This window comes from Dongia sp. (assembly GCF_041918875.1).
Classification (GTDB): Bacteria; Pseudomonadota; Alphaproteobacteria; order Dongiales; family Dongiaceae; genus Dongia.
The window spans coordinates 161,006-181,760 of sequence record NZ_JAYRUV010000004.1 but is presented as its reverse complement, the minus strand read 5'-3'; the positions used below and the strand labels follow the sequence as shown (position 1 = coordinate 181,760).

Genomic DNA, 20,755 nt, shown 5'->3' with positions numbered 1-20,755 from the left:
GGCTGCTCCCTATGGCTGGACAATTTCGATATCGGCGCCGGGGCGGAGCTTCAGTTGCCCATCCGTCACGACCGTCTCGCCGACCGAAAGGCCGTCGACAATCTGCACCTTGCCCTGCTGTCGCAAACCGGTTTTCACCGGCTTCATCACGGCCTTGTCGCCTTCGACCGCATAGACGAAGACGCGGTCGCCGCGAGCAACGAGTGTTTCTTCGGGGATGACGACGGCATTGTCGATGGTGCCGGCATTGATTTCGACTTCGATGAAGAGGCCGGGTTTCAAGCGATCGTCTGGATTGGCGATTTCGGCACGGACCGAAACGGCGCGCGCCGCCGGGTCGAGTTCCGGATCGATCGCCAGGATCTTTCCGGCGAAGCGCTCGCCGGGAAATGCGTCGGTGGCGATGTCGACGCGGGTGCCTTCCTTGAGCACGGAGAGCTCCGTCTGCGGTACCGCGAAATCGACATAGAGCGGATCTATGCGGGACAAAATGAAGATCGACTGGCCGGGCGAGAGATATTCGCCGACGCTTACCTGGCGCAGGCCGAGTGCACCGCTGAAAGGTGCCGTGATGCGCGTCTTTGCCAGATTGGCCTGGGCCAGATTGAGGGCTGCCTCGGCAACACCGAGTTCCGATGTCGCCTCGTCCACGGCCTTGGGCGTGCCGGCGCCCTTGGCCATCAGATTGCTGGCGCGTTCGGAGTTGGCCAGCCACAGCTTCCGCTTCGCATCGGCCTCGGCGACCTGGGCGCGGTAGATGGTGGTGTCCAATTCCGCCAGCACGTCGCCCTTGGCGACCTTGCCGCCTTGCGCGCCGGAGACGCTGACGATGCGGCCGGCGATTTCGGGGCTGACGGTCACGGTATCGGAGGCGGTGAGGGTGCCGACCGCGCGGGACTGCCGAACCAGTGTCTCGGAGGTTGCCTGTGCGACATAGACCGCGACGGGTGCAGTGGCCCCGCCGGCCCCAGGGATCGGCGCGGCTGCGGAGGAGGGCAGCAGGCTTGCCGGAACCAGACCCTCCGGCAGCCGGTCGCGGCCCCAGTAAAAGGCCGCCGCCAGGGCGGCCAGCGTCAGCAGGGCCAGGATGCGGGGCAGATGGGCGCGTCTTTTCGGCTGGATCATTGTCTGTCGGCTATCCGAATCAAAAGCGGGCAAGGCGGCGTGAATCCTACGTTTATGCCCGGCGGTGGGGGCAAATCGCCGGCACGGTACGTCCTGACTTACACGAGCAGCGCCGCCAAACCCTGCGCTGGAGCAACATAGCGGCAAATTATGGCAAAGTGTTGCACCGCATCAGAAGATTCTGCCTGCCGCGATTCCGGCGCGGGCAATAATTCGGCGCATGCGTGTTGACAGCCAACGGGGCATTGCAGTACATGCTGCCCCGCCGAACAGACGAGGCCGCGCGCCGGCCCCGACACTGTCTTGCGCGGGTGTAGCTCAGTTGGTTAGAGCGCCGGCCTGTCACGCCGGAGGCCGCGGGTTCAAGTCCCGTCACTCGCGCCACTTTCCTTTTCAGAAAAGCGTAGTGTATTCATGCGGTTAAGTCTCGTCTCGGACTTAATTCACGCTCCTTTTTGGTGGTTTTTACCCTTCCTTGGCCGCATTTACGTCTTTATAGTGAGGCCCGCCCGGAGTCGTAACTTTGTTTGCGATCAGGGTCTTTTGCGCTGCGAAAAATTGGCGTAAAGGACCGCTGCAAATCCGGGGTGTGGAAGCCCGCTCATCGGCCGCCGGCCGGGCGCGGGGTGAACGGTGTGATGGAGCGTAGGAAATCGCGGGATGGACGACCTACTCAAAGAATACCTGCCGATCCTGATTTTCCTGATCATCGCGACGGCGCTGACGCTGGTCATGGTCACGGCTTCGCTGTTTCTCGGCAAGCAGAACCCGGATTCGGAAAAGCTGTCGCCCTATGAATGCGGTTTCGAGGCGTTCGACGACGCCCGCCGCCAGTTCGACGTTCGATTCTACCTCGTCTCGATCCTTTTCATCATCTTCGACCTCGAAGTGGCCTTTCTGTTTCCTTGGGCGGTGTCGCTGGGAAATATTGGTCTCTTCGGCTTCTGGTCGATGATCATCTTCCTTGGCGTCCTCACCGTGGGTTTCATCTACGAGTGGAAGAAGGGCGCCCTAGAGTGGGAATAAGGGGAGTGGGAGTAAGCCAATGAGCCAGCCCCAGACAGTGCCAGCCAGCGGAATCCTGCGTCCGGGTCCAGCCCAGGACCGGGTGCTGACCGCGGTCACCGACGAGTTGCAGGACAAGGGCTTCGTCGTCGCGCAGATGGACAAGCTGGTGAATTGGGCGCGGACCGGTTCGCTCTGGCCGATGACGTTCGGCCTGGCCTGCTGCGCCGTCGAAATGATGCATGCCTATATGGCGCGCTATGACCTCGACCGCTTCGGCGTCGTGCCGCGCGGATCTCCGCGTCAATCGGACGTGATGATCGTGGCCGGCACGCTGACCAACAAAATGGCCCCGGCGCTCCGCAAGGTCTATGACCAGATGGCGGAGCCGCGCTGGGTTATTTCCATGGGCTCCTGCGCCAATGGCGGTGGCTACTATCACTATTCCTATGCCGTCGTTCGCGGCTGCGACCGCGTCGTGCCGGTCGATGTCTATGTTCCGGGCTGCCCGCCGACGGCCGAGGCGCTGGTCTACGGCATCCTGCAATTGCAGAAGAAGATCCGACGTACCTCGACGATCGCGCGCTAAACCCGCGGATCGAAGCAGCGTACTAGGGGAAGGGTAGGGACAATACCATCATGACGGACGTTTATCGCGAGCTCGGCGAATATATCGCCGCCGCCCTCGGGGATGCGGTGCTGCGCACTGAAATCGCCCTGGGTGAATTGATGGTCTATGTCCCTGCGGCGCGCATCGAGCGCGTGCTTGGTTTCCTGCGCGACGACGCCAATTGCCAGTTCAAGATGATGATCGACATTTGCGGCGTCGACTATCCGGACCGGGCCGAACGTTTCGACGTCGTCTATAACCTGCTGAGCGTCAGCCACAATCGCCGCTGCCGCGTCAAGGTTGCGATCGGCGAGGATGAGGCGGTCCCGAGTGTCGTTGGCGTCTATCCCGGCGCCGGCTGGTTCGAACGCGAAGCCTACGACCTCTACGGCATCTTTTTCGACGGTAACCCGGATCTCCGGCGCCTCCTCACCGATTACGGTTTCGAGGGGCATCCGTTTCGCAAGGACTTCCCGCTTACCGGTTATGTCGAGGTCCGCTACGACGAAACGCAGAAGCGCGTCGTCTACGAACCCGTGAAGCTGACGCAGGAATTCCGCTCGTTCGATTTCCTCTCCCCCTGGGAAGGCATGCTGCAGCCGCGCCCCGTGCTGCCGGGTGACGAAAAAGCCGGCGAAGGCCCGGCTGGGAAGACAAACTGATGGCCGAAACGCATATCAAACCGATGACCATGAACTTCGGGCCGCAGCATCCCGCGGCCCACGGCGTGTTGCGCATGGTCATGGAGATGGATGGTGAAATCGTGCGCCGGGTCGATCCGCATATCGGCCTGCTGCATCGCGGCACCGAGAAGCTGATCGAATACAAGACCTACACCCAGGCGATTCCTTATTTCGACCGCCTCGATTACGTCAGCCCGATGTGCCAGGAGCATGCCTTCGTGCTCGGCGTCGAAAAGCTGCTGGGCCTCGAAGTTCCCTTACGCGGCCAGTATATCCGCGTCATGTTCGACGAGGTGACGCGCATCCTCAATCACCTCCTCAACATCCCGGCCTATGCCATGGATGTCGGCGCCGTGACGCCGTTCCTCTGGGTGTTCGAGCAGCGCGAACTGCTGATGGAGTTCTACGAGCGCGTTTCCGGGGCGCGTCTGCATGCAGCCTATTACCGGCCCGGCGGCGTTCATCAGGACCTGCCGGCGGGTCTCCTCGATGACCTCTGGGCCTGGAGCGAGAAGTTCCCCAAGGTCGTCGACGACATGGAAGGCCTGCTCACCGAGAACCGCATCTTCAAGCAGCGTCTCGTGGATGTCTGCCCGGTCTCGGCCGAGGATGCCATTGCCTGGGGCTTCACCGGTCCGGTCCTGCGCGCCTCTGGCGTGCCATGGGATCTCCGCAAGTCGCAGCCCTACATGGTCTATGACCGGATGGATTTCGATATCCCAGTCGGCAAGCATGGCGATTGCTACGACCGTTATCTCGTGCGCGTCGCCGAAATGCGCGAGAGCCTCAAGATCGTGCGCCAGTGCATCAAGGAAATGCCGGGCGGGCCGGCGAGTTCGATCGATCACAAGGTGACCCCGCCCAGCCGCGGCGAAATGAAGCATTCGATGGAAGCGCTGATCCATCACTTCAAGCTTTATACTGAAGGTTACCACGTGCCGGCGGGCGAAACCTACACGGCCGTCGAAGCGCCCAAGGGCGAGTTCGGCGTCTATCTCGTCTCCGACGGCACCAACAAGCCGCATCGCTGCAAAATCCGGGCGCCGGGCTTCCCGCATCTCCAGGCCATGGACTTCCTGTGCAAGGGCTACATGCTGGCGGATTCGGTGGCGATCCTCGGCTCCCTCGACATTGTGTTCGGTGAGATCGACAGATGAGTGCTAACGCAAACACCGATATGGTCCAGCCGGACAGCTTCGCCTTCAGCGCGGAGAATCTGGAAAAGGCCAAGAAGATCGTCGCGAAATATCCGGAAGGCCGTCAGCCTTCGGCGGTGATGCCGCTCCTCGATCTGGCGCAGCGCCAGCATGGCTGGGTTCCGCGCGCGGCGATGGATATCATCGCCGGCATGCTCGACATGGCGCCGATCCGCGTCTACGAGGTCGCGACCTTCTACACGATGTACAATCTGCAGCCGGTCGGCAAATACCTGATCCAGGTCTGCCGCACGACGCCCTGCTGGCTGAGGGGTTCCGACAGCCTCACCGGCTATCTGACGAAGCGCCTTGGCGTCGCCATGAAGGAAGTCACCAAGGACGGCCTCTTCAGCATGATGGAAGTCGAATGCCTCGGCGCCTGCTGCAATGCGCCGATGGTGCAGATCAATGACGATTTCTACGAGGATTTGACGCCCGAAACCCTGGGCAAGGTACTCGACGATCTTGCCGCCGGCAGGCAGCCGAAGAAGGGTCCGCAGAACGGTCGTCGCGCGTCGATGAACGAAGACGGCCCAACGACGCTCAAGGACATTCCGATCACCTACGACATGGCGGGAGACTGAAGCGATGTTGCAGGACAAGGATCGCATTTTTAAGAACATCTACTGCCAGGACGATTGGCGTCTGGCGGGGGCCCGCCGTCGCGGCATCTGGGATAATACCAAGGCGCTGCTCGAAGCCGGCCCGGACAAGATCGTCGACGACATCAAGGCGTCGGAATTGCGCGGCCGCGGTGGCGCCGGTTTCCCGACCGGCATGAAATGGTCCTTCATGCCCAAACAGTCCGATGGCCGTCCGTCCTATCTCGTCGTCAATGCCGACGAATCCGAACCCGGCACCTGCAAGGACCGCGAGATCCTGCGCTTCGATCCGCATATGCTGATCGAAGGCTGCCTCATCGCCGGCTTCGCCATGCGCTGCAAGGCGGCCTATATCTATGTGCGCGGCGAGTTCTATCAGGAAGCGATGCACGTCCAGGCGGCGATCGACGAAGCTTACGATGCCGGCCTCATCGGCAAGAACGCTTCCGGTTCGGGTTATGATTTCGACGTCTATCTGCATCGCGGTGCCGGCGCCTATATCTGCGGCGAGGAATCGGCCCTCATCGAAAGCCTCGAAGGCAAGAAGGGCCAGCCGCGCTTGAAGCCGCCTTTCCCGGCGGCTTGCGGTCTCTATGGTTGCCCGACCACGGTCAACAATGTCGAAACCATCGCTGTGACGCCGACCATTCTGCGGCGCGGTCCCACCTGGTTTGCCGGTCTCGGCCGGCCGAAGAATGTGGGCACCAAGCTTTTCTGCGTCTCGGGCCATGTGAACAAGCCCTGCAATGTTGAAGAGGAAATGGGGATACCCTTACGCGAACTCATCGATAAGCATTGCGGCGGCGTGCGCGGCGGCTGGGACAATCTGCTGGCGGTCATCCCCGGCGGTTCCTCGGTGCCGATGCTGCCCAAGCATATCTGTGACGATGTGCTGATGGATTTCGATTCATTGCGCGCGGTGCAGTCGGGCCTCGGCACGGCGGCCGTCATCGTCATGGACAAGTCGACTGACCTTATCGAGGCGATCACGCGTTTCGCGCATTTCTACATGCACGAAAGCTGCGGCCAGTGCACGCCGTGCCGGGAAGGCACCGGCTGGATGTTCCGCATCATGACGCGCTTCGTGAAGGGCGATGCCGACCCGTCCGAAATCGACATGCTGCTGGAAATCTCCAAGCAGATCGAAGGTCACACCATCTGCGCGCTGGGCGACGCGGCGGCGTGGCCGATCCAAGGTTTGATGCGACATTTCCGTCCGGTGGTCGAGCAGCGCATGCGCGACTTCCGTGGCCGCCAGGCAGCGGAATAAGGGCTGGGGAGTAGGGATCCAAGATCATGCCGAAGATGACGATCGACGGAATTGAGATCGAGGTGCCGGCAGGCATTACCGTCCTGCAGGCCTGCGAGCTCGCCGGCAAGGAAATCCCGCGCTTCTGCTATCACGAACGCCTGTCGGTCGCCGGCAATTGCCGCATGTGCCTGGTCGAACAGGAAAAGGCGCCGAAGCCCGTGGCAAGCTGCGCCATGCCCGTTGCCGAGGGCATGGTGATCAAGACGGACAGCCCGCTGGTGCAAAAAGCCCGCAAGGGCGTCATGGAATTCCTGCTCATTAACCATCCGCTGGATTGCCCGATCTGCGATCAGGGCGGCGAGTGCGATCTGCAGGATCAGGCGATGGCCTTCGGCAAGAGCTTCTCTCGTTATCAGGAAGAAAAGCGCGCCGTCACCGACAAGGATTTCGGCCCCCTGGTGAAGACCGAGATGACGCGCTGCATCCAGTGCACGCGCTGCATCCGCTTTGCCACCGAAGTGGCCGGCGTCGAGGTGCTGGGTGCCGTCTCGCGCGGCGAGCATATGGAAGTCACCACCTATGTCGAGAAGGGCATTGCCTCGGAGCTTTCCGGCAATCTCATCGATCTCTGCCCGGTTGGTGCGCTGACCTCGAAGCCCTATGCCTTCACCGCGCGTCCCTGGGAACTTGCCAAGACGGAATCGGTCGATGTCGCCGATGCGGTCGGCGTCAATGTGCGCATCGACTCCCGCGGCCGCGAAGTGCTGCGCGTCCTGCCGCGCCTCAATGAAGACGTGAACGAGGAGTGGATGGCCGACAAGGGCCGCTTCTGGGTCGATGGCCTGAAGCGCCAGCGCCTGGATCGCCCCTTCGTGCGCGAGAACGGCAAGCTGCGCGAAGCGAGCTGGGGCGAGGCGTTCAACGCCATCGCCGCGCGCCTCAAGGGTGTCGAGGGCAAGCGCATCGCCGCCATCGCCGGCGATCAATGCGATGCCGAAAGCATGTTCGCGCTGAAGGAGCTCATGGCGGCGCTGGGGTCGCCCAACCTCGACTGCCGCCAGGATGGCGCTGCGGTCGATGCCAATGTGCGTGCCTCCTATCTCTTCAACAGCACCATCGCCGGCATCGACAAGGCCGATGTGATCCTGCTGGTGGGATCCAATCCGCGCTGGGAAGCGCCGGTCCTCAATGCCCGCATCCGCAAGCGTCACCTCAAGGGCGGCCTGAAGGTCGCCACCGTCGGCGGCGTCGGCGAACTCACCTATCCGGTCGAAATGCTCGGTGCCGGCGGCGAGACGCTGAGCCAGATTGCTTCGGGCGTCAACGGCTTTGCCGAGACGCTCAAGAACGCCAAGGCGCCGATGATCATCGTCGGTCAGGGCGTTCTGGCGCGGCCGGATGGTGCTGCCATTCTAGGCCTCGCGCGCAAGTTGGCCGAAAGCTGCAATGTCGTGCGCGACGGCTGGAACGGTTTCAACGTCTTGCAGATTGCGGCTTCCCGCGTCGGCGGTCTTGAGCTTGGCTTCGTGCCGCAGGCCGGTGGCCGCGATGTCGCCGGCATCCTCGACGGTGCGCAGAAGGGCGATATCGACCTGGTCTACCTGCTGGCCGCCGATGAGATCGACACGAACCGTCTCGGCAAGGCCTTCGTGATCTATCAGGGCCATCATGGCGATCGTGGCGCGCACCGCGCCGACGTCATCCTGCCGGGCGCCGCCTATACCGAGAAGGACGGCACCTATATGAACATCGAGGGGCGCGCCCAACTCGGCCGCCTCGCGGTGTTCCCGCCGGGCGATGCCAAGGCGGATTGGAGCATCCTGCGGGCACTTTCGGAAACGCTGGGCAAGAAGCTTGGCTACGACTCGCTCGATCAGCTGCGCAAGAAGCTCTATCAGGCTTTCCCGCGCTTCCAGCGTCTCGGCGTTATCGAGCCGGCGGCCTGGGGCCAGTTCGGCGGCCAAGGCGAAGTCGGGCGCGATCATTTCCGCTCCGCCATCAGCAACTACTATATGACCGACCCGATCAGCCGCGCTTCGGCAACGATGGCGCAATGCACCGAACGTTTCGTGCAACCGGCTGCGGGCGGAAAGACGGGCACCCATGGCTGAGTTCTTCACATCGACCTTCGGGACCTATCTCGGCACCACGATCTTCACGGTGCTGATGATCCTCTGCATCATCGTGCCGTTGCTCCTGGCCGTGGCCTACCTCACCTTGGCCGAACGCAAGATCATGGCGGCGATGCAGATCCGCCGTGGCCCGAACGTGGTCGGCCCCTTCGGCCTGCTGCAGCCGATCGCCGACGGCGTCAAATTGCTGTTCAAGGAAACGATCATCCCGTCGGGCGCCAACCGCGTCGCTTTCGTCGTGGCGCCGATGATCACCTTCATCCTGTCGCTCATCTCCTGGGCGGTCATTCCGTTCGATGACGGCGTGGTGCTGGCCGATCTTAATGTCGGCATCCTCTACCTCTTCGCCATCTCGTCGCTGGGCGTCTACGGCATCGTACTCGCCGGTTGGGCCTCGAACTCGAAATATCCGTTCTTGGGCGCCCTCCGTTCGGCGGCGCAGATGGTGTCCTACGAAGTCTCGATCGGCTTCGTGCTGGTGACCGTGCTGCTGTGCGTCGGTTCGCTCAACCTCAACGACATCGTCAAGGCGCAGGCCAATGTCTGGTTCTGCATCCCGCTGCTGCCGATGTTCGTGGTCTTCTATATCTCCGGCCTTGCCGAAACCAACCGCCCGCCCTTCGATCTGCCGGAAGCGGAATCGGAACTGGTCGCCGGCTACTTCTCCGAATATTCGGCCTTCACTTTCGCGCTCTTCTTCCTCGGCGAATACGCCAATATCTGGATGATGAGCGCCATGACCTCGATCCTGTTCCTCGGTGGCTGGCAGGCGCCGTTCGATGTCGCGCCCTTCACCTGGGTCCCGGGTTGGATCTGGTTTGCGGCGAAGGCCAGTTTCATCGCGGCGAGCTTCGTCTGGGTGCGCGCCACGTTCCCGCGCTACCGCTATGACCAGCTGATGCGTCTCGGCTGGAAGGTCTTCCTGCCGCTTTCCCTGGTGATGGTGATCCTGACCGCGGGTGTGCTCATCGCGACGGACAGCCTGCCGAGGAAAGGCAACATCCTGCCAGCCCCCGTGGTCGAAGAGACCGCGCCGGCCAGCAATTGAGGAGCCGACAAATGTCCGCGATCAGCCGCACGCTCAACAGCTTCCTCCTCAAGGAGCTCGTTTCCGGCATGGCGCTTACCTTCTCGTACCTGTTCAAGGAGAAGGTGACGATCAATTACCCCTACGAGAAGGGGCCGCTCAGCCCGCGCTTCCGTGGCGAGCACGCCTTGCGCCGCTATGCCAATGGCGAGGAACGCTGCATCGCCTGCAAGCTGTGCGAGGCGATCTGCCCGGCGCAGGCCATCACCATCGAGGCCGAGCCGCGCGACGACGGCAGCAGGCGCACGACGCGCTACGATATCGACATGACGAAATGCATCTATTGCGGCTTCTGCCAGGAGGCCTGCCCGGTGGATGCGATCGTCGAGGGACCGAATTTCGAGTTTGCCACCGAGACCCGCGAGGAGCTGTTCTATAACAAGGACAGACTGTTGCGGAACGGCGAGCGCTGGGAAGCGGAAATCGCCGGCAATATCGCCGCCGACGCACCCTATCGCTGAGCCCGGATAGGGTGGGGGAGAAAATCTAGATGATCGTGCAGACCATCGCCTTTTATGTCTTCGCCGCGGTGGCCGTCGTTTCGGCCCTGTTGGTGGTGGGCAACCGCAATCCGGTCTATTCGGTGCTGTTCCTGATTCTGACCTTCTTCAATGTCGCGGCACTCTTCGTCCTCATCGGCGCCGAGTTCCTGGCGATGATGCTGGTCGTGGTTTATGTCGGTGCGGTCGCTGTTCTCTTCCTCTTCGTCGTCATGATGCTCGACATCAATTTCGTCGAATTGCGCCAGGGTTTCGTGCGCTATCTGCCGATCGGCGCCATCATCGGCGTGATCCTGGCGGCCGAGCTGATCTTCGTCATGGCCGGCACGGGCCTCGGCACCGCGGCGGTCTCGGCGCCGACGCCGCCAATGGACCAGGCCAGCAATACCGAAGCGCTCGGCAACATCATGTATACCCAGTATTTCTACCTGTTCCAGGTGGCCGGGTTGGTGCTCTTGGTGGCCATGATCGGCGCCATCGTGCTGACCCACCGCGAGCGTGAAGGTGTGCGCCGCCAGCGCATCGCCGCTCAGGTCGATCGCAGCCGCAGCTCGGTGCAGCTTACCAAGGTCAAGACCGGGCAGGGTGCTACTGGGGGTGTCAAATGATGGCGATCGGCATCGAGCATTACCTGACGCTGTCGGCGATCCTGTTCACGATCGGCATCTTCGGCATCTTCCTCAACCGTAAGAACGTCATCATCATCCTGATGTCGGTTGAGTTGATGCTGCTTTCGGTCAATGTCAACATGGTCGCCTTCTCGCACTATCTCAATGACATGGTGGGGCAGGTCTTCGCCATGCTGATCCTGACCGTTGCCGCGGCAGAGGCCGCCATCGGTCTTGCCATCCTCGTCGTCTTCTTCCGGACTCGCGGCTCCATCGCCGTCGAGGACGTCAACGTGATGAAGGGCTGACATGAATCTCGACGTCGCCATCGTTGCCCTTCCACTGCTGGGCGCCCTCATAGCCGGCATCGGCAATCGCCGCATCGGCGATCATGCCGCGCAATGGATCACCGCCGGCCTGATGCTGGTCGTCATGGTCATCTCGTGGATGACTTTCTTCGACGTTACCGGCAACGGCAATGTACGCACCACGCAGCTTTTCACCTGGTTCGAGACCGGCACCTTCCGCGCCGCTTGGGCGCTGCGCATCGACCAGCTTTCGTCCGTGATGCTGATCGTGGTCACGACCGTGTCGGCCATGGTCCATGTCTATTCGATCGGCTACATGCACCACGACAAGTCGGTGCCGCGTTTCATGGCCTATCTGTCGTTCTTCACCTTCTGCATGCTGATGCTGGTGACGGCCGACAATTTCATCCAGATGTTCTTCGGTTGGGAAGGTGTGGGCCTCAGCTCCTACCTCCTCATCGGCTTCTGGTTCGACCGTCCCAGCGCCAACGCGGCCGCGATCAAGGCATTCCTGGTCAACCGCGTCGGCGATTTCGGCTTCGCGCTCGGCATCATGGGCTGCTTCCTGGTCTTCGACACAGTCGAGTTCAAGCCGATCTTCGAAGCGGTGATCGCAGGCGGGACCCCGCCGACCTTCGACTTCCTGGGGTACGAGGTGGATACCCTGACGACGCTTTGCCTGCTGCTCTTCGTGGGCGCCATGGGTAAGTCGGCGCAGCTCTTCCTGCATACCTGGCTGCCGGACGCGATGGAAGGCCCGACCCCGGTCTCCGCCCTCATCCATGCCGCCACGATGGTGACCGCCGGCGTCTTCATGGTCTGCCGCCTGTCGCCGATGTTCGAATACGCCCCTTATGCCAAGGAAGTCGTCACCGTCATCGGCGCCTCGACCGCCTTCTTCGCGGCGACGGTCGGCCTCACTCAGAACGACATCAAGCGGGTCATTGCCTATTCGACCTGCTCGCAGCTCGGCTACATGTTCTTCGCGGCCGGCGTCGGTGCCTATGGCGCCGCGATGTTCCATCTCTTCACGCATGCCTTCTTCAAGGCGCTGCTGTTCCTTTGCGCCGGTTCGGTGATCCATGCGATGTCGGGCGAGCAGGACATGCGCAAGATGGGCGGCATCTACAAGCTGATCCCCACCACTTATACCTTGATGTGGATCGGTAATATCGCCCTGGCCGGCGTCGGCATTCCAGGTGTCTTCGGCTTTGCCGGCTTCTATTCCAAGGACAGCATTCTCGAATCCGCCTTCGCCGCCCACAGCAGCGTCGGCATGTATGCCTTCTGGCTCGGCATCGTCGGTGCGGTCATGACGGCTTTCTATTCCTGGCGTCTCATTTATCTCACCTTCCACAACGAGCCGCGCGCGTCGCATGACGTGATGCATCACGTGCATGAAAGCCCGAAAGTGATGCTGATCCCGCTCTTTGTTCTGGCAGCAGGGGCTATCTTCTCGGGCTTCATCTGGCACGAAGGCTTTGTCGGCCTGGAGATGGAGCGTTTCTGGGGTGAGGCGATCCATTTCGCCGCCACCAACGAAGTGCCGCATCATGCCCATGACGTGCCGATGTGGGTGAAGCTGCTGCCGCTGGCGGCCGGCGTTTTCGGCATTCTCTTTGCGACATATTCGTATCTGGTCCAGCGCGGCTTGCCGGGCTTCTTTGCCGGCGCGTTCCGTCCGCTTTACCTCCTGTCCTATAACAAGTGGTATTTCGACGAGATTTATGACGCCCTTATCGTCAACCCGGCGAAGGCGCTGGGCCGCTTCCTGTGGAAGAAAGGCGATGGTGCCGTGGTTGATGGCGCCGTCGACGGCTTTGCGTGGCTCACCGGGGAATGGTTCGCCAAGCGCGCCAGTGCCCTGCAATCGGGTTATGTCTACCATTACGCTTTCGTCATGCTGATCGGCATCGTCGCCTTGGTCAGCTGGTACATTTTCGCCTTCGGTAAGTGAGAGACGCGATGAGCGGCAGCATGCCCATCCTCAGCCTGACGACCTTCCTGCCGCTTGTGGGCGCGGCGCTCATCCTCATCCTCAGGGGCGAGGAAGCTGCGGTCACGCGCAATGCCCGCTATATCGCCCTGTGGACGTCGCTCATCACCTTTGCCGTATCGCTGGTCATCTGGTTCCAGTTCGACCGCTCGATCGTCGGCTTCCAGTTCGAGGAAAAGGCCGAATGGCTGCCGCTCCTCGGCATCAATTACCGCATGGGCATCGACGGCATCTCGATGACCTTCGTGCTGCTCTCGACCCTGCTGACTCCGGTCTGCATCCTGGCCAGTTGGGAAGCGGTCGAGAAGCGCGTGAAGGAATATATGATCTCCTTCCTCGGTCTCGAGACGCTGATGGTCGGCACCTTCTGCGCGCTCGATTTCGTGACCTTCTACATCTTCTTCGAGGCCGTCCTCATCCCGATGTATCTCATCATCGGCATCTGGGGCGGACCGCGCCGCGTCTATGCCTCGATCAAGTTCTTCCTCTTCACGCTGGCGGGTTCGGTGCTGATGCTGCTGGCGATCCTGGCCATGTACGGCATCACGGGCACGTCCGACATCCCGACCCTGATGGCTTACGGTTTCGATCTCGATGTCCAGAAATGGCTGTGGCTGGCGCTGTTCGCTTCCTTTGCCGTCAAGGTGCCGATGTGGCCGGTCCACACCTGGTTGCCCGACGCCCACGTCGAAGCGCCGACCGCTGGCTCGGTCATCCTGGCCGGCGTGCTCTTGAAGATGGGCGCTTACGGGTTCCTGCGCTTCTCGATCCCGATGCTGCCCGAGGCGTCGGCTTATTTCACGCCGCTTGTCTACGGCCTCAGCATCGTCGCGGTCATCTACACCTCGCTCGTCGCACTGGCGCAGGAGGATATGAAAAAGCTCATTGCCTATTCCTCCGTGGCGCATATGGGTTTCGTCACCGCCGGCATCTTCTCGATGACCCAGCAGGGGCTTGAAGGTGCACTGTTCCAGATGCTCTCGCACGGTATCGTCTCTGGCGCACTCTTCCTCTGTGTCGGCGTCATCTACGACCGCCTGCATACCCGCGAGATCGCGCGCTATGGCGGCCTCGTTCACCGCATGCCGAAATATGCCGTCGTGTTCATGATCTTCACCATGGCCTCGGTCGGTCTACCCGGCACCAGCGGCTTCATCGGCGAGTTCCTGGTCATGGTCGGCGTCTTCAAGGACAACACTTGGGTGGCGTTCTTGATTGCGACCGGTGTGATCCTCGGTGCCGCCTACATGCTGTGGCTCTACCGCCGCATCATCTTCGGCGAACTGGTGAAGGAAGACCTCAAGACCATGCTTGACCTGTCGCTGCGCGAGAAGATCGTCTTCGCGCCGCTGCTCCTGCTCGTCTTCTGGATGGGTATCTATCCGGTCAGCTTCACCTCGATCTTCGGCCCGACGGTCACCGATTTCATCCAGGATTACGCGCCGCGCATGGAAGCCCAATCGGCGCTTTCTCCCTCGACGCTTCCCCCCTCGACGCTTCCTGGTGCGGCGGACCCCGCCGGAACCACTCAGTAAGGCAAGGACAGTCCCGTCATGACGTCGTTCATCGATCTCAATCTAGGTCTCGCCCGGCCGGAGATCTTCCTTGCCATCGCCAGCCTGGTGCTGCTCGTCATCGGCGTTTCGCTCGGCGACAAGCACATGCGTATCGTTGCCTGGGCCAGCGTGGTGGCGTTGCTGGTCGCCATCGTGCTGACCGTGACGGATACCGCGAGCGGGACGGCCTTCAACGGCCTGTTCATCGCCGACGGTTTCGGGCGCTTCGCCAAGGTGCTGTCCTTTGGGGCCGCGGCGCTGGCCGTCGTCATGTCGCTGGACTATGCCGAACGCGAAGGCATGGCGCGGTTCGAACTGCCGCTGCTGATGCTGCTGGCCAGCCTCGGCATGGCATTGATGATATCGGCCAACGATCTCATCTCGCTTTATGTCGGCCTCGAACTGCAATCGCTGGCGCTCTACGTCGTCGCCGCCATCCGCCGCGACACGGTGAAATCGACCGAAGCCGGTCTCAAATATTTCGTCCTCGGCGCGTTGAGCTCGGGCATGCTGCTTTATGGCTCGTCGCTGATCTACGGCTTCACCGGCTCGACGGATTTCGCCGTTCTGGCCGGCTCGCTCGCGGGCGAAGCAGGTCTCGGCTTGATCGTCGGCATCGTCTTCCTCTGTGCGGGCCTTGCCTTCAAGGTCTCGGCCGTGCCGTTCCACATGTGGACGCCGGATGTCTATGAAGGGGCGCCTACGCCGATCACCGCTTTTTTTGCCGCGGCACCCAAAATGGCCGCCATCGCGCTCTTCACGCGCGTCCTGGTGGGGCCGTTCGGCGACCTGGTCGGCCAGTGGCAGCAGATCGTGATCTTCATCTCCGTGGCCTCGATGATTCTGGGCGCGGTCGCGGCCATCCGCCAGACGAACATCAAGCGCCTGATGGCTTACTCCTCGATCGGCAATGTCGGTTACGCCCTGGTCGGTCTGGCCGCCGGTACGCAGGACGGCATCTCGGGGCTCCTCACCTATATGGCGATCTATATCGTCATGACGATCGGCTCCTTCGCCGTGATTCTCGCCATGCGCCGCAAGGGCCAGGCGGTCGAGGCGATAAGCGATCTCGCGGGCTTAAGCCGCTCGCAGCCGGGCCTTGCCTACGCGCTCGCCATCTTCATGTTCTCGATGGCCGGCATCCCGCCCTTTGCCGGCTTCTTCGGCAAGCTGTTCGTCTTCATGGCGGCGATCCAGGCCGGGCTCAATGTTGTGGCCGTCATCGGCGTCCTGGCCAGCGTGGTGTCGGCCTTCTACTACATCCGCATCATCAAGGTCATGTTCTTCGACCAGCCGGCGGAGGGCTTCGACCGGGTGGGGGGTACATTGCGCGTCATCTTGGTCGCAACCGTCTTCGTCATTTCCTTCGGCTTCCTGGCCGGCTCGCCCTTCTTCGACATAACGGCCGACGCGGCGAGCGTGCTCTTCGCCGAATGAGCCCGATCTTCCGCGCCGAGCGAATTGCGGAGATCGACAGCACCAACGAAGCGCTGAAGCATCGCGCAATTGCCGGTGCCGAGGAAGGCCTCGTCCTGCGCGCCGATGTGCAGACGGCCGGCAGGGGGCGGCGCGGGCGGCATTGGGTTTCCGAGGCCGGCAATCTCTACATGTCGGTTCTGCTGCGGCCGGCCAAGCCGCCGGCAATGGCGGCGACGCTCGGTTTTGTGGTGGCGATTGCATTGGGGCGGTTGTTGCGGGCGCTCGTCACCGTCCCTGTCCAGCACAAATGGCCCAACGACGTCCTGGTCGACGGCCGCAAGATCTCGGGCATCCTGCTTGAATCGGGCGGCATCGTCGGTGGCAAGGTCGATTGGCTGGTGCTGGGCATCGGCGTCAATCTCCACCATCATCCGGAAGGCGGCCTCTATCCGACAACCGACCTTGTTGCGGCGGGTGGACCGTCGCTGACGCCGGATCAGGCCATGGATCTGCTGCTGGGCGAATTCGGCCCGCTTTACGAGGTCTGGCTGCGGAGCGGCTTCGGCGCCTTGCGTGCCGATTGGCTGGCGCATTGCAGCGGTCTGGGTGAAAACGTCGTTGCGCGCCTGGAACGGGAAGAGATTGTCGGGCGTTTCGAGGATATCGACCCGGATGGTACGCTGGTTCTGGCCCTGGCCGACGGATCGCGGCGGTGCCTGGCGGCCGGCGACATATTCATGCCTGCACGCTCGTAAATTTCACGCTCGTAAATATTGGGAACCAAGCCGATGCTGCTTGCCATCAATGCCAACAACACCAATGTGAAGTTCGCCGTCTATGACGGCGACAAGGCGGTGGGCGACTGGCGCATCAAGACGGAAGCGGGGCGCACTGCCGACCAGTATGTGGTCTGGCTCAACCAGCTGATGACGATGAAAGGCCTGTCCCTGAAATCGATCGACGCCGCCATCATCGCCACCGTCGTGCCGCAGTCTCTTTTCCATCTCAACATGCTGTGCGAGAGCCATCTCGGCACCAGGCCCATGGTCGTCGGCGATCCGGCGGTCAAGCTCGGCATCGAGGTGAAGATGGACATCCCCATGTCCACCGTCGGCGCCGATCGTCTGGCCAACGCCGTGGGCGGCCACATCGCCTACAATGGCAGGCCGCTGATCGTCGTCGATTTCGGCACGGCGACCACCTTCGACGTCGTCGATCAGGTCGGCAACTATATCGGCGGCGCCATCGCGCCCGGTATCGTGCTGAGCGTCGAGATCCTGCACAGCGCCACCGCCATGCTGCCGCGCATCGTCGTGGAGCGTCCGGCCCGAATTATCGGCAAGAGCACGACCGAGGCGATGCAATCCGGTATCTTCTGGGGCTATGTCGGGCTGGTGGAAGGCATGGTGCGGCGCATCTCCGACGAGTTCGGCGGCCCCCTCGACGTTGTCGCCACGGGCGGGCTGGCCCCGCTCTTTCACGGCACGACGCCGGTCATCACGCATCTCGATCCCGACATCACCATGCGCGGGCTGGTCGAGATCTATCGCCGTAACCGCGCATGACGGACCCCTTCAAGCCAGGTATCGACGAGCTGCTGTTCCTGCCCCTGGGCGGGTCCGGCGAGATCGGCATGAATCTCAATCTCTACGGCCATGACGGCAAGTGGCTGATGCTGGACCTTGGCATTTCGTTCGGCGACGACAGCATGCCCGGTGTCGATGTCGTCATGCCGAACCCGCAATTCATCGCCGAGCGGGCGCAGGATCTTGTCGGCATCGTACTCACCCATGCGCACGAAGACCATATCGGTGCCGTGCCCTATCTTTGGCAGAAATTCCGCTGCCCGCTTTATGCGACACCTTTCACGGCCTCCGTCCTGCGCCGCAAGCTCGCTGAAGTCGGCCTCGAAAAGGAGGCCAGGATCACCATCATCCCGATGTCGGGCAGCCGCGAGATCGGTCCCTTCACCGTGGAACTCATCACCCTCACGCATTCGATTCCCGAACCCAACGCCGTCGTGATCCGCACCAGGCACGGCGCGGTCCTCCATACCGGCGACTGGAAGCTCGACCCCGCGCCGCTGGTCGGCGAGACGACGGATGTCGCGGCGCTTCGTCGCCTGGGAGATGGCGGCGTTCTGGCCATGATCTGCGATTCCACCAATGTCTTCGTCTCCGGCACATCCGGTTCCGAGGCCGATGTGCGTCGCTCGCTCATGGATGTCGTCGGGCGGCTCAAGAACCGTGTCGCCATCGGCTGCTTCGCCAGCAACCTCGCGCGCGTGGAAACGATAGCGCGCGTGGCCGAGGCCCATGGCCGCCATTGCGCGCTCATCGGCCGCTCGCTCTGGCGCATGCTGGAATCGGCGCAGGAGAACGGCTATCTCACCGATCTGCCGCGCTTCGTCACCGAACATGATGTCGGCTATTTTCCGCGCGAGAATGTCCTGATGATCTGCACTGGCAGCCAGGGCGAGCCGCGCTCGGCGCTGACCCGGATCGCGCGCGGCGAGCATCCGCATGTGTCGCTTGAGGCGGGGGATGCGGCGATCTTCTCGTCGCGCGTCATTCCCGGGAACGAGATTTCGATCAACCGGCTGCACAACGATCTCATCAGGCGCGGTGTCGAGGTCATTACGGATCACGACGAGGATGTGCATGTATCCGGCCATCCGGCGCGCGACGAGCTGGCCGAAATGTACCAGATGGTGCGGCCTCGCATCGCGCTGCCCGTTCACGGCGAGGCGCGGCATATCCAGGAACATGTTTCCTTTGCGCGCCAGTGCCAGGTGCCCGAAGCCTTGGCGCCGGAAAACGGCACGTTGATCCGGCTGGCGCCGGGACCCGCCGAAATCATAGCCCGGGTTCCAGCCGGACGGCTCGCCCTTGACGGCAAGGCATTGGTGCCCGCCGACAGCGAAGCCATCCGCCATCGTCATCGGCTGAGTTTCAATGGTGTCATCATGGCCTCGCTCGTGGTCGATGCGGGCGGGCGCATGCTCGCTCCGGCCCAGGTGTCGCTCGAAGGCCTGCTGGAGAGCGAGGATGCCGCAAAGGCGATCGCCAGGATCGGCAAGGCCATCGCCGACGCGATCGACGAGTTGCCCAAGGCCAAGCGAAGCGACGATGCGGAACTGGGCGAGGCCGCGCGTCTGGCTGCGCGGCGCTGGTATCAGAAGGCGTTCGACAAGAAGCCGGTGACGAAGATCCACGTCATCCGCGTGTAAGCCACCCGTCGCGCCGGCCGAACAGATAGACGATCGGCCCGGCGGGCAGCAGCGCCAGCAGCTCGGCCAGCAGGAACGGCATGGCGAGCCAGCCCGCGGCCGCGACGAAGCGCAGGGCCTGCCCCTCGACAAGGCCGGCCACCAGCACCAGCAGGTCGATCGCGACCATGGCGACCAGCAGGGTGAGGATGGCGTATTTGCGCACGTCATTGGCGCCACGCTGAAAACCGAGCGCCGTCAGCATCAGCGTCGCCATCACCACGACATGGCTGCCGGCAAGGGCGGCGGTGCGGCCTTCCTCCCACATCGCGATGGGGAAGGGCGTTCGAAACGGTATCGCCCCCTCCAGCATCTGCCAGTGGCCCATGAACGTCTCCATGCCGGCCCAGAGGACGAAGGCGGCTCCCAGCATGATCTGGAAGAAGCGCGCGCGAAACCCATAGTGCCGATAGATCCAGGCGAGGAGCACGATTCCCCAGGTGAGCCCCATCGCGCCGTCGAGTGCTGACAGAATGAGCACCAGCGTCAACGCGAATCCCCAGATAACGGCCTCGGGCACGGGCGGTTCGGCCGTGCCGTCGGCAGCGAGCACGAACAGGGGTGCGATGCCGAGAACCAGGACGGCGGCGGCGACCAGCAATGTCCCATGAGTGAGCTGGCTGGGGCCGAGCCCAAGCGATGGCAAGGTCACCGCGAGGAACAGCGCCATCAGCAGGGCGACGATCGTGGTCGTGCTATGTTCGCGCAGCGTGCTGCCGATCAGGGTTCCCGCCATGGCGAGACCGGCCACCAGGAAGGGCAGCGCCACGACCAGCAGGATGATGCGCGGATTGTTTTCCAGGCCTGGCCCCTCCAGGACGCCGACCCAGTAGCTGAACGCCGCATCCATGGCCGGAGGGGCAGCGAACTGGGCGATGGCGATGCCGGCCAGGACGATCGCCGCGATCCACAACCAGAGCAGATCGATCCCGTACCGCTCGATGCAGGCGAACACATGGTCGATGAGAGCCACGGCGGTGAGGGCCCCGGCGATGGCAATTCCGGGCCAGCCGAAGGCGGCCAGGATCGGAAAGATGACCATTGCCAGGATGATCGCCGGTCCGACCAGCAGATCGCGCCGCGCGATGACCTTCAGCGCCGGCAGGCGGTCGATGAGGCTGGCCGGAACGAGCAATGGAAAAGCCAGGGCCAGCCAGGCGATTGCCACCGGCAAGGGCTCCGGTCCCAGTTCGGGCCGCAGGATCGGCAGACAATCGGCGATCATCACGCCCAAGGCGGCCGTCGCCAGGCCAATCTGGCGTAGCCGCGTCATCGTATTGGCCGCTGGCTCCTCCGAAAAGGGACCTGCCATCCCGCTATCTCCAGCTTCCCCGACACCCGCATCTCTGCCCCTATCGCAGGAGCAAAGACGGAAATATTCGTTCATCACCCGAGCGTTATTCGCGAC

The 20,755-nt window shown here is 62.6% G+C and carries 19 protein-coding genes and 1 tRNA gene; 18 read left to right on the top strand and 2 right to left on the bottom strand.

From position 1 onward, the window contains the following. Positions 1-9 precede the first annotated feature (9 nt). The gene (locus tag ACE3TY_RS06185) at positions 10-1,125 is read right to left on the bottom strand and encodes an efflux RND transporter periplasmic adaptor subunit (protein ID WP_374651883.1); all 1,116 of its coding nucleotides are present in this window, start codon (positions 1,123-1,125) and stop codon (positions 10-12) included. A gap of 307 nt (positions 1,126-1,432) precedes the next feature. On the opposite strand from ACE3TY_RS06185, the gene ACE3TY_RS06180 reads away from it, so the two are divergent. The 18 genes from ACE3TY_RS06180 (at position 1,433) to ACE3TY_RS06095 (ending at position 19,308) form a co-directional block, all read left to right on the top strand. Next, positions 1,433-1,509: transfer RNA gene (locus tag ACE3TY_RS06180), tRNA-Asp, on the top strand. A gap of 276 nt (positions 1,510-1,785) precedes the next feature. Continuing rightward, a complete protein-coding gene (locus ACE3TY_RS06175) occupies positions 1,786-2,151 on the top strand; it encodes an NADH-quinone oxidoreductase subunit A (RefSeq protein WP_374651881.1) in 366 nt (121 codons plus the stop codon). 19 nt (positions 2,152-2,170) lie between these two features. After that, entirely contained in the window at positions 2,171-2,719 is a 549-nt protein-coding gene (locus ACE3TY_RS06170; protein ID WP_374651879.1) for an NADH-quinone oxidoreductase subunit B family protein, read from the top strand. Between the two features lie 50 nt (positions 2,720-2,769). Next, complete coding sequence (locus tag ACE3TY_RS06165) at positions 2,770-3,402, top strand: NADH-quinone oxidoreductase subunit C (protein WP_374651877.1); 633 nt, start codon at positions 2,770-2,772, stop codon at positions 3,400-3,402. Further along, positions 3,402-4,580, top strand: coding sequence for an NADH-quinone oxidoreductase subunit D (locus tag ACE3TY_RS06160; RefSeq protein WP_374651875.1), 1,179 nt, complete (start codon positions 3,402-3,404; stop codon positions 4,578-4,580). Before ACE3TY_RS06165 ends, ACE3TY_RS06160 begins: the two co-directional genes overlap by 1 nt. Then, positions 4,577-5,203, top strand: coding sequence for an NADH-quinone oxidoreductase subunit NuoE (nuoE, locus tag ACE3TY_RS06155; protein WP_374651874.1), 627 nt, complete (start codon positions 4,577-4,579; stop codon positions 5,201-5,203). The genes ACE3TY_RS06160 and nuoE overlap by 4 nt, the downstream gene beginning before the upstream one ends. Positions 5,204-5,207: 4 nt before the next feature. Next, positions 5,208-6,491, top strand: a complete 1,284-nt coding sequence (nuoF, locus tag ACE3TY_RS06150; protein ID WP_374651872.1) for an NADH-quinone oxidoreductase subunit NuoF — start codon at positions 5,208-5,210, stop codon at positions 6,489-6,491. A gap of 26 nt (positions 6,492-6,517) precedes the next feature. After that, complete coding sequence (gene nuoG, locus ACE3TY_RS06145) at positions 6,518-8,584, top strand: NADH-quinone oxidoreductase subunit NuoG (RefSeq protein ID WP_374651870.1); 2,067 nt, start codon at positions 6,518-6,520, stop codon at positions 8,582-8,584. Then, positions 8,577-9,653: an NADH-quinone oxidoreductase subunit NuoH gene (nuoH, locus tag ACE3TY_RS06140; RefSeq protein WP_374651869.1), complete on the top strand. Its 1,077-nt coding sequence runs from the start codon at positions 8,577-8,579 to the stop codon at positions 9,651-9,653. The genes nuoG and nuoH overlap by 8 nt, the downstream gene beginning before the upstream one ends. Positions 9,654-9,664: 11 nt before the next feature. Beyond that, a complete protein-coding gene (gene nuoI, locus ACE3TY_RS06135) occupies positions 9,665-10,153 on the top strand; it encodes an NADH-quinone oxidoreductase subunit NuoI (protein ID WP_374651868.1) in 489 nt (162 codons plus the stop codon). A 29-nt stretch (positions 10,154-10,182) separates the two neighbouring features. Beyond that, positions 10,183-10,800 carry an NADH-quinone oxidoreductase subunit J gene (locus tag ACE3TY_RS06130; RefSeq protein ID WP_374651866.1) on the top strand — a complete coding sequence of 206 codons (618 nt, stop codon included), beginning with the start codon at positions 10,183-10,185 and terminating at the stop codon, positions 10,798-10,800. Beyond that, positions 10,800-11,108, top strand: coding sequence for an NADH-quinone oxidoreductase subunit NuoK (nuoK, locus tag ACE3TY_RS06125; RefSeq protein WP_374652038.1), 309 nt, complete (start codon positions 10,800-10,802; stop codon positions 11,106-11,108). The genes ACE3TY_RS06130 and nuoK overlap by 1 nt, the downstream gene beginning before the upstream one ends. A gap of 1 nt (position 11,109) precedes the next feature. Next, positions 11,110-13,065, top strand: a complete 1,956-nt coding sequence (nuoL, locus tag ACE3TY_RS06120; protein WP_374651864.1) for an NADH-quinone oxidoreductase subunit L — start codon at positions 11,110-11,112, stop codon at positions 13,063-13,065. A gap of 8 nt (positions 13,066-13,073) precedes the next feature. Further along, positions 13,074-14,639: an NADH-quinone oxidoreductase subunit M gene (locus tag ACE3TY_RS06115; protein WP_374651863.1), complete on the top strand. Its 1,566-nt coding sequence runs from the start codon at positions 13,074-13,076 to the stop codon at positions 14,637-14,639. An 18-nt stretch (positions 14,640-14,657) separates the two neighbouring features. Beyond that, on the top strand, positions 14,658-16,097 hold the full coding sequence (gene nuoN, locus ACE3TY_RS06110) for an NADH-quinone oxidoreductase subunit NuoN (protein ID WP_374651861.1): 1,440 nt from the start codon (positions 14,658-14,660) through the stop codon (positions 16,095-16,097). Beyond that, positions 16,094-16,834: a biotin--[acetyl-CoA-carboxylase] ligase gene (locus tag ACE3TY_RS06105; RefSeq protein WP_374651860.1), complete on the top strand. Its 741-nt coding sequence runs from the start codon at positions 16,094-16,096 to the stop codon at positions 16,832-16,834. Before nuoN ends, ACE3TY_RS06105 begins: the two co-directional genes overlap by 4 nt. Positions 16,835-16,867: 33 nt before the next feature. Continuing rightward, entirely contained in the window at positions 16,868-17,644 is a 777-nt protein-coding gene (locus tag ACE3TY_RS06100) for a type III pantothenate kinase (RefSeq protein WP_374651858.1), read from the top strand. Then, a complete protein-coding gene (locus tag ACE3TY_RS06095) occupies positions 17,641-19,308 on the top strand; it encodes a ribonuclease J (RefSeq protein WP_374651856.1) in 1,668 nt (555 codons plus the stop codon). The genes ACE3TY_RS06100 and ACE3TY_RS06095 overlap by 4 nt, the downstream gene beginning before the upstream one ends. Here ACE3TY_RS06095 and ACE3TY_RS06090 read toward each other — a convergent pair. Continuing rightward, positions 19,295-20,659: a hypothetical protein gene (locus tag ACE3TY_RS06090; RefSeq protein WP_374651854.1), complete on the bottom strand. Its 1,365-nt coding sequence runs from the start codon at positions 20,657-20,659 to the stop codon at positions 19,295-19,297. The two genes, ACE3TY_RS06095 and ACE3TY_RS06090, sit on opposite strands and share 14 nt — an antisense overlap. Positions 20,660-20,755: the final 96 nt, after the last annotated feature.

Bases quoted from the DNA above. Each gene is read 5' to 3' on its own strand.
- ACE3TY_RS06185 (WP_374651883.1), bottom strand. From the start codon at position 1,125: ATGATCCAGCCGAAAAGACGCGCCCATCTGCCCCGCATCCTGGCCCTG.
- ACE3TY_RS06175 (WP_374651881.1), top strand. From the start codon at position 1,786: ATGGACGACCTACTCAAAGAATACCTGCCGATCCTGATTTTCCTGATC.
- ACE3TY_RS06170 (WP_374651879.1), top strand. From the start codon at position 2,171: ATGAGCCAGCCCCAGACAGTGCCAGCCAGCGGAATCCTGCGTCCGGGT.
- ACE3TY_RS06165 (WP_374651877.1), top strand. From the start codon at position 2,770: ATGACGGACGTTTATCGCGAGCTCGGCGAATATATCGCCGCCGCCCTC.
- ACE3TY_RS06160 (WP_374651875.1), top strand. From the start codon at position 3,402: ATGGCCGAAACGCATATCAAACCGATGACCATGAACTTCGGGCCGCAG.
- nuoE (WP_374651874.1), top strand. From the start codon at position 4,577: ATGAGTGCTAACGCAAACACCGATATGGTCCAGCCGGACAGCTTCGCC.
- nuoF (WP_374651872.1), top strand. From the start codon at position 5,208: ATGTTGCAGGACAAGGATCGCATTTTTAAGAACATCTACTGCCAGGAC.
- nuoG (WP_374651870.1), top strand. From the start codon at position 6,518: ATGCCGAAGATGACGATCGACGGAATTGAGATCGAGGTGCCGGCAGGC.
- nuoH (WP_374651869.1), top strand. From the start codon at position 8,577: ATGGCTGAGTTCTTCACATCGACCTTCGGGACCTATCTCGGCACCACG.
- nuoI (WP_374651868.1), top strand. From the start codon at position 9,665: ATGTCCGCGATCAGCCGCACGCTCAACAGCTTCCTCCTCAAGGAGCTC.
- ACE3TY_RS06130 (WP_374651866.1), top strand. From the start codon at position 10,183: ATGATCGTGCAGACCATCGCCTTTTATGTCTTCGCCGCGGTGGCCGTC.
- nuoK (WP_374652038.1), top strand. From the start codon at position 10,800: ATGGCGATCGGCATCGAGCATTACCTGACGCTGTCGGCGATCCTGTTC.
- nuoL (WP_374651864.1), top strand. From the start codon at position 11,110: ATGAATCTCGACGTCGCCATCGTTGCCCTTCCACTGCTGGGCGCCCTC.
- ACE3TY_RS06115 (WP_374651863.1), top strand. From the start codon at position 13,074: ATGAGCGGCAGCATGCCCATCCTCAGCCTGACGACCTTCCTGCCGCTT.
- nuoN (WP_374651861.1), top strand. From the start codon at position 14,658: ATGACGTCGTTCATCGATCTCAATCTAGGTCTCGCCCGGCCGGAGATC.
- ACE3TY_RS06105 (WP_374651860.1), top strand. From the start codon at position 16,094: ATGAGCCCGATCTTCCGCGCCGAGCGAATTGCGGAGATCGACAGCACC.
- ACE3TY_RS06100 (WP_374651858.1), top strand. From the start codon at position 16,868: ATGCTGCTTGCCATCAATGCCAACAACACCAATGTGAAGTTCGCCGTC.
- ACE3TY_RS06095 (WP_374651856.1), top strand. From the start codon at position 17,641: ATGACGGACCCCTTCAAGCCAGGTATCGACGAGCTGCTGTTCCTGCCC.
- ACE3TY_RS06090 (WP_374651854.1), bottom strand. From the start codon at position 20,659: ATGGCAGGTCCCTTTTCGGAGGAGCCAGCGGCCAATACGATGACGCGG.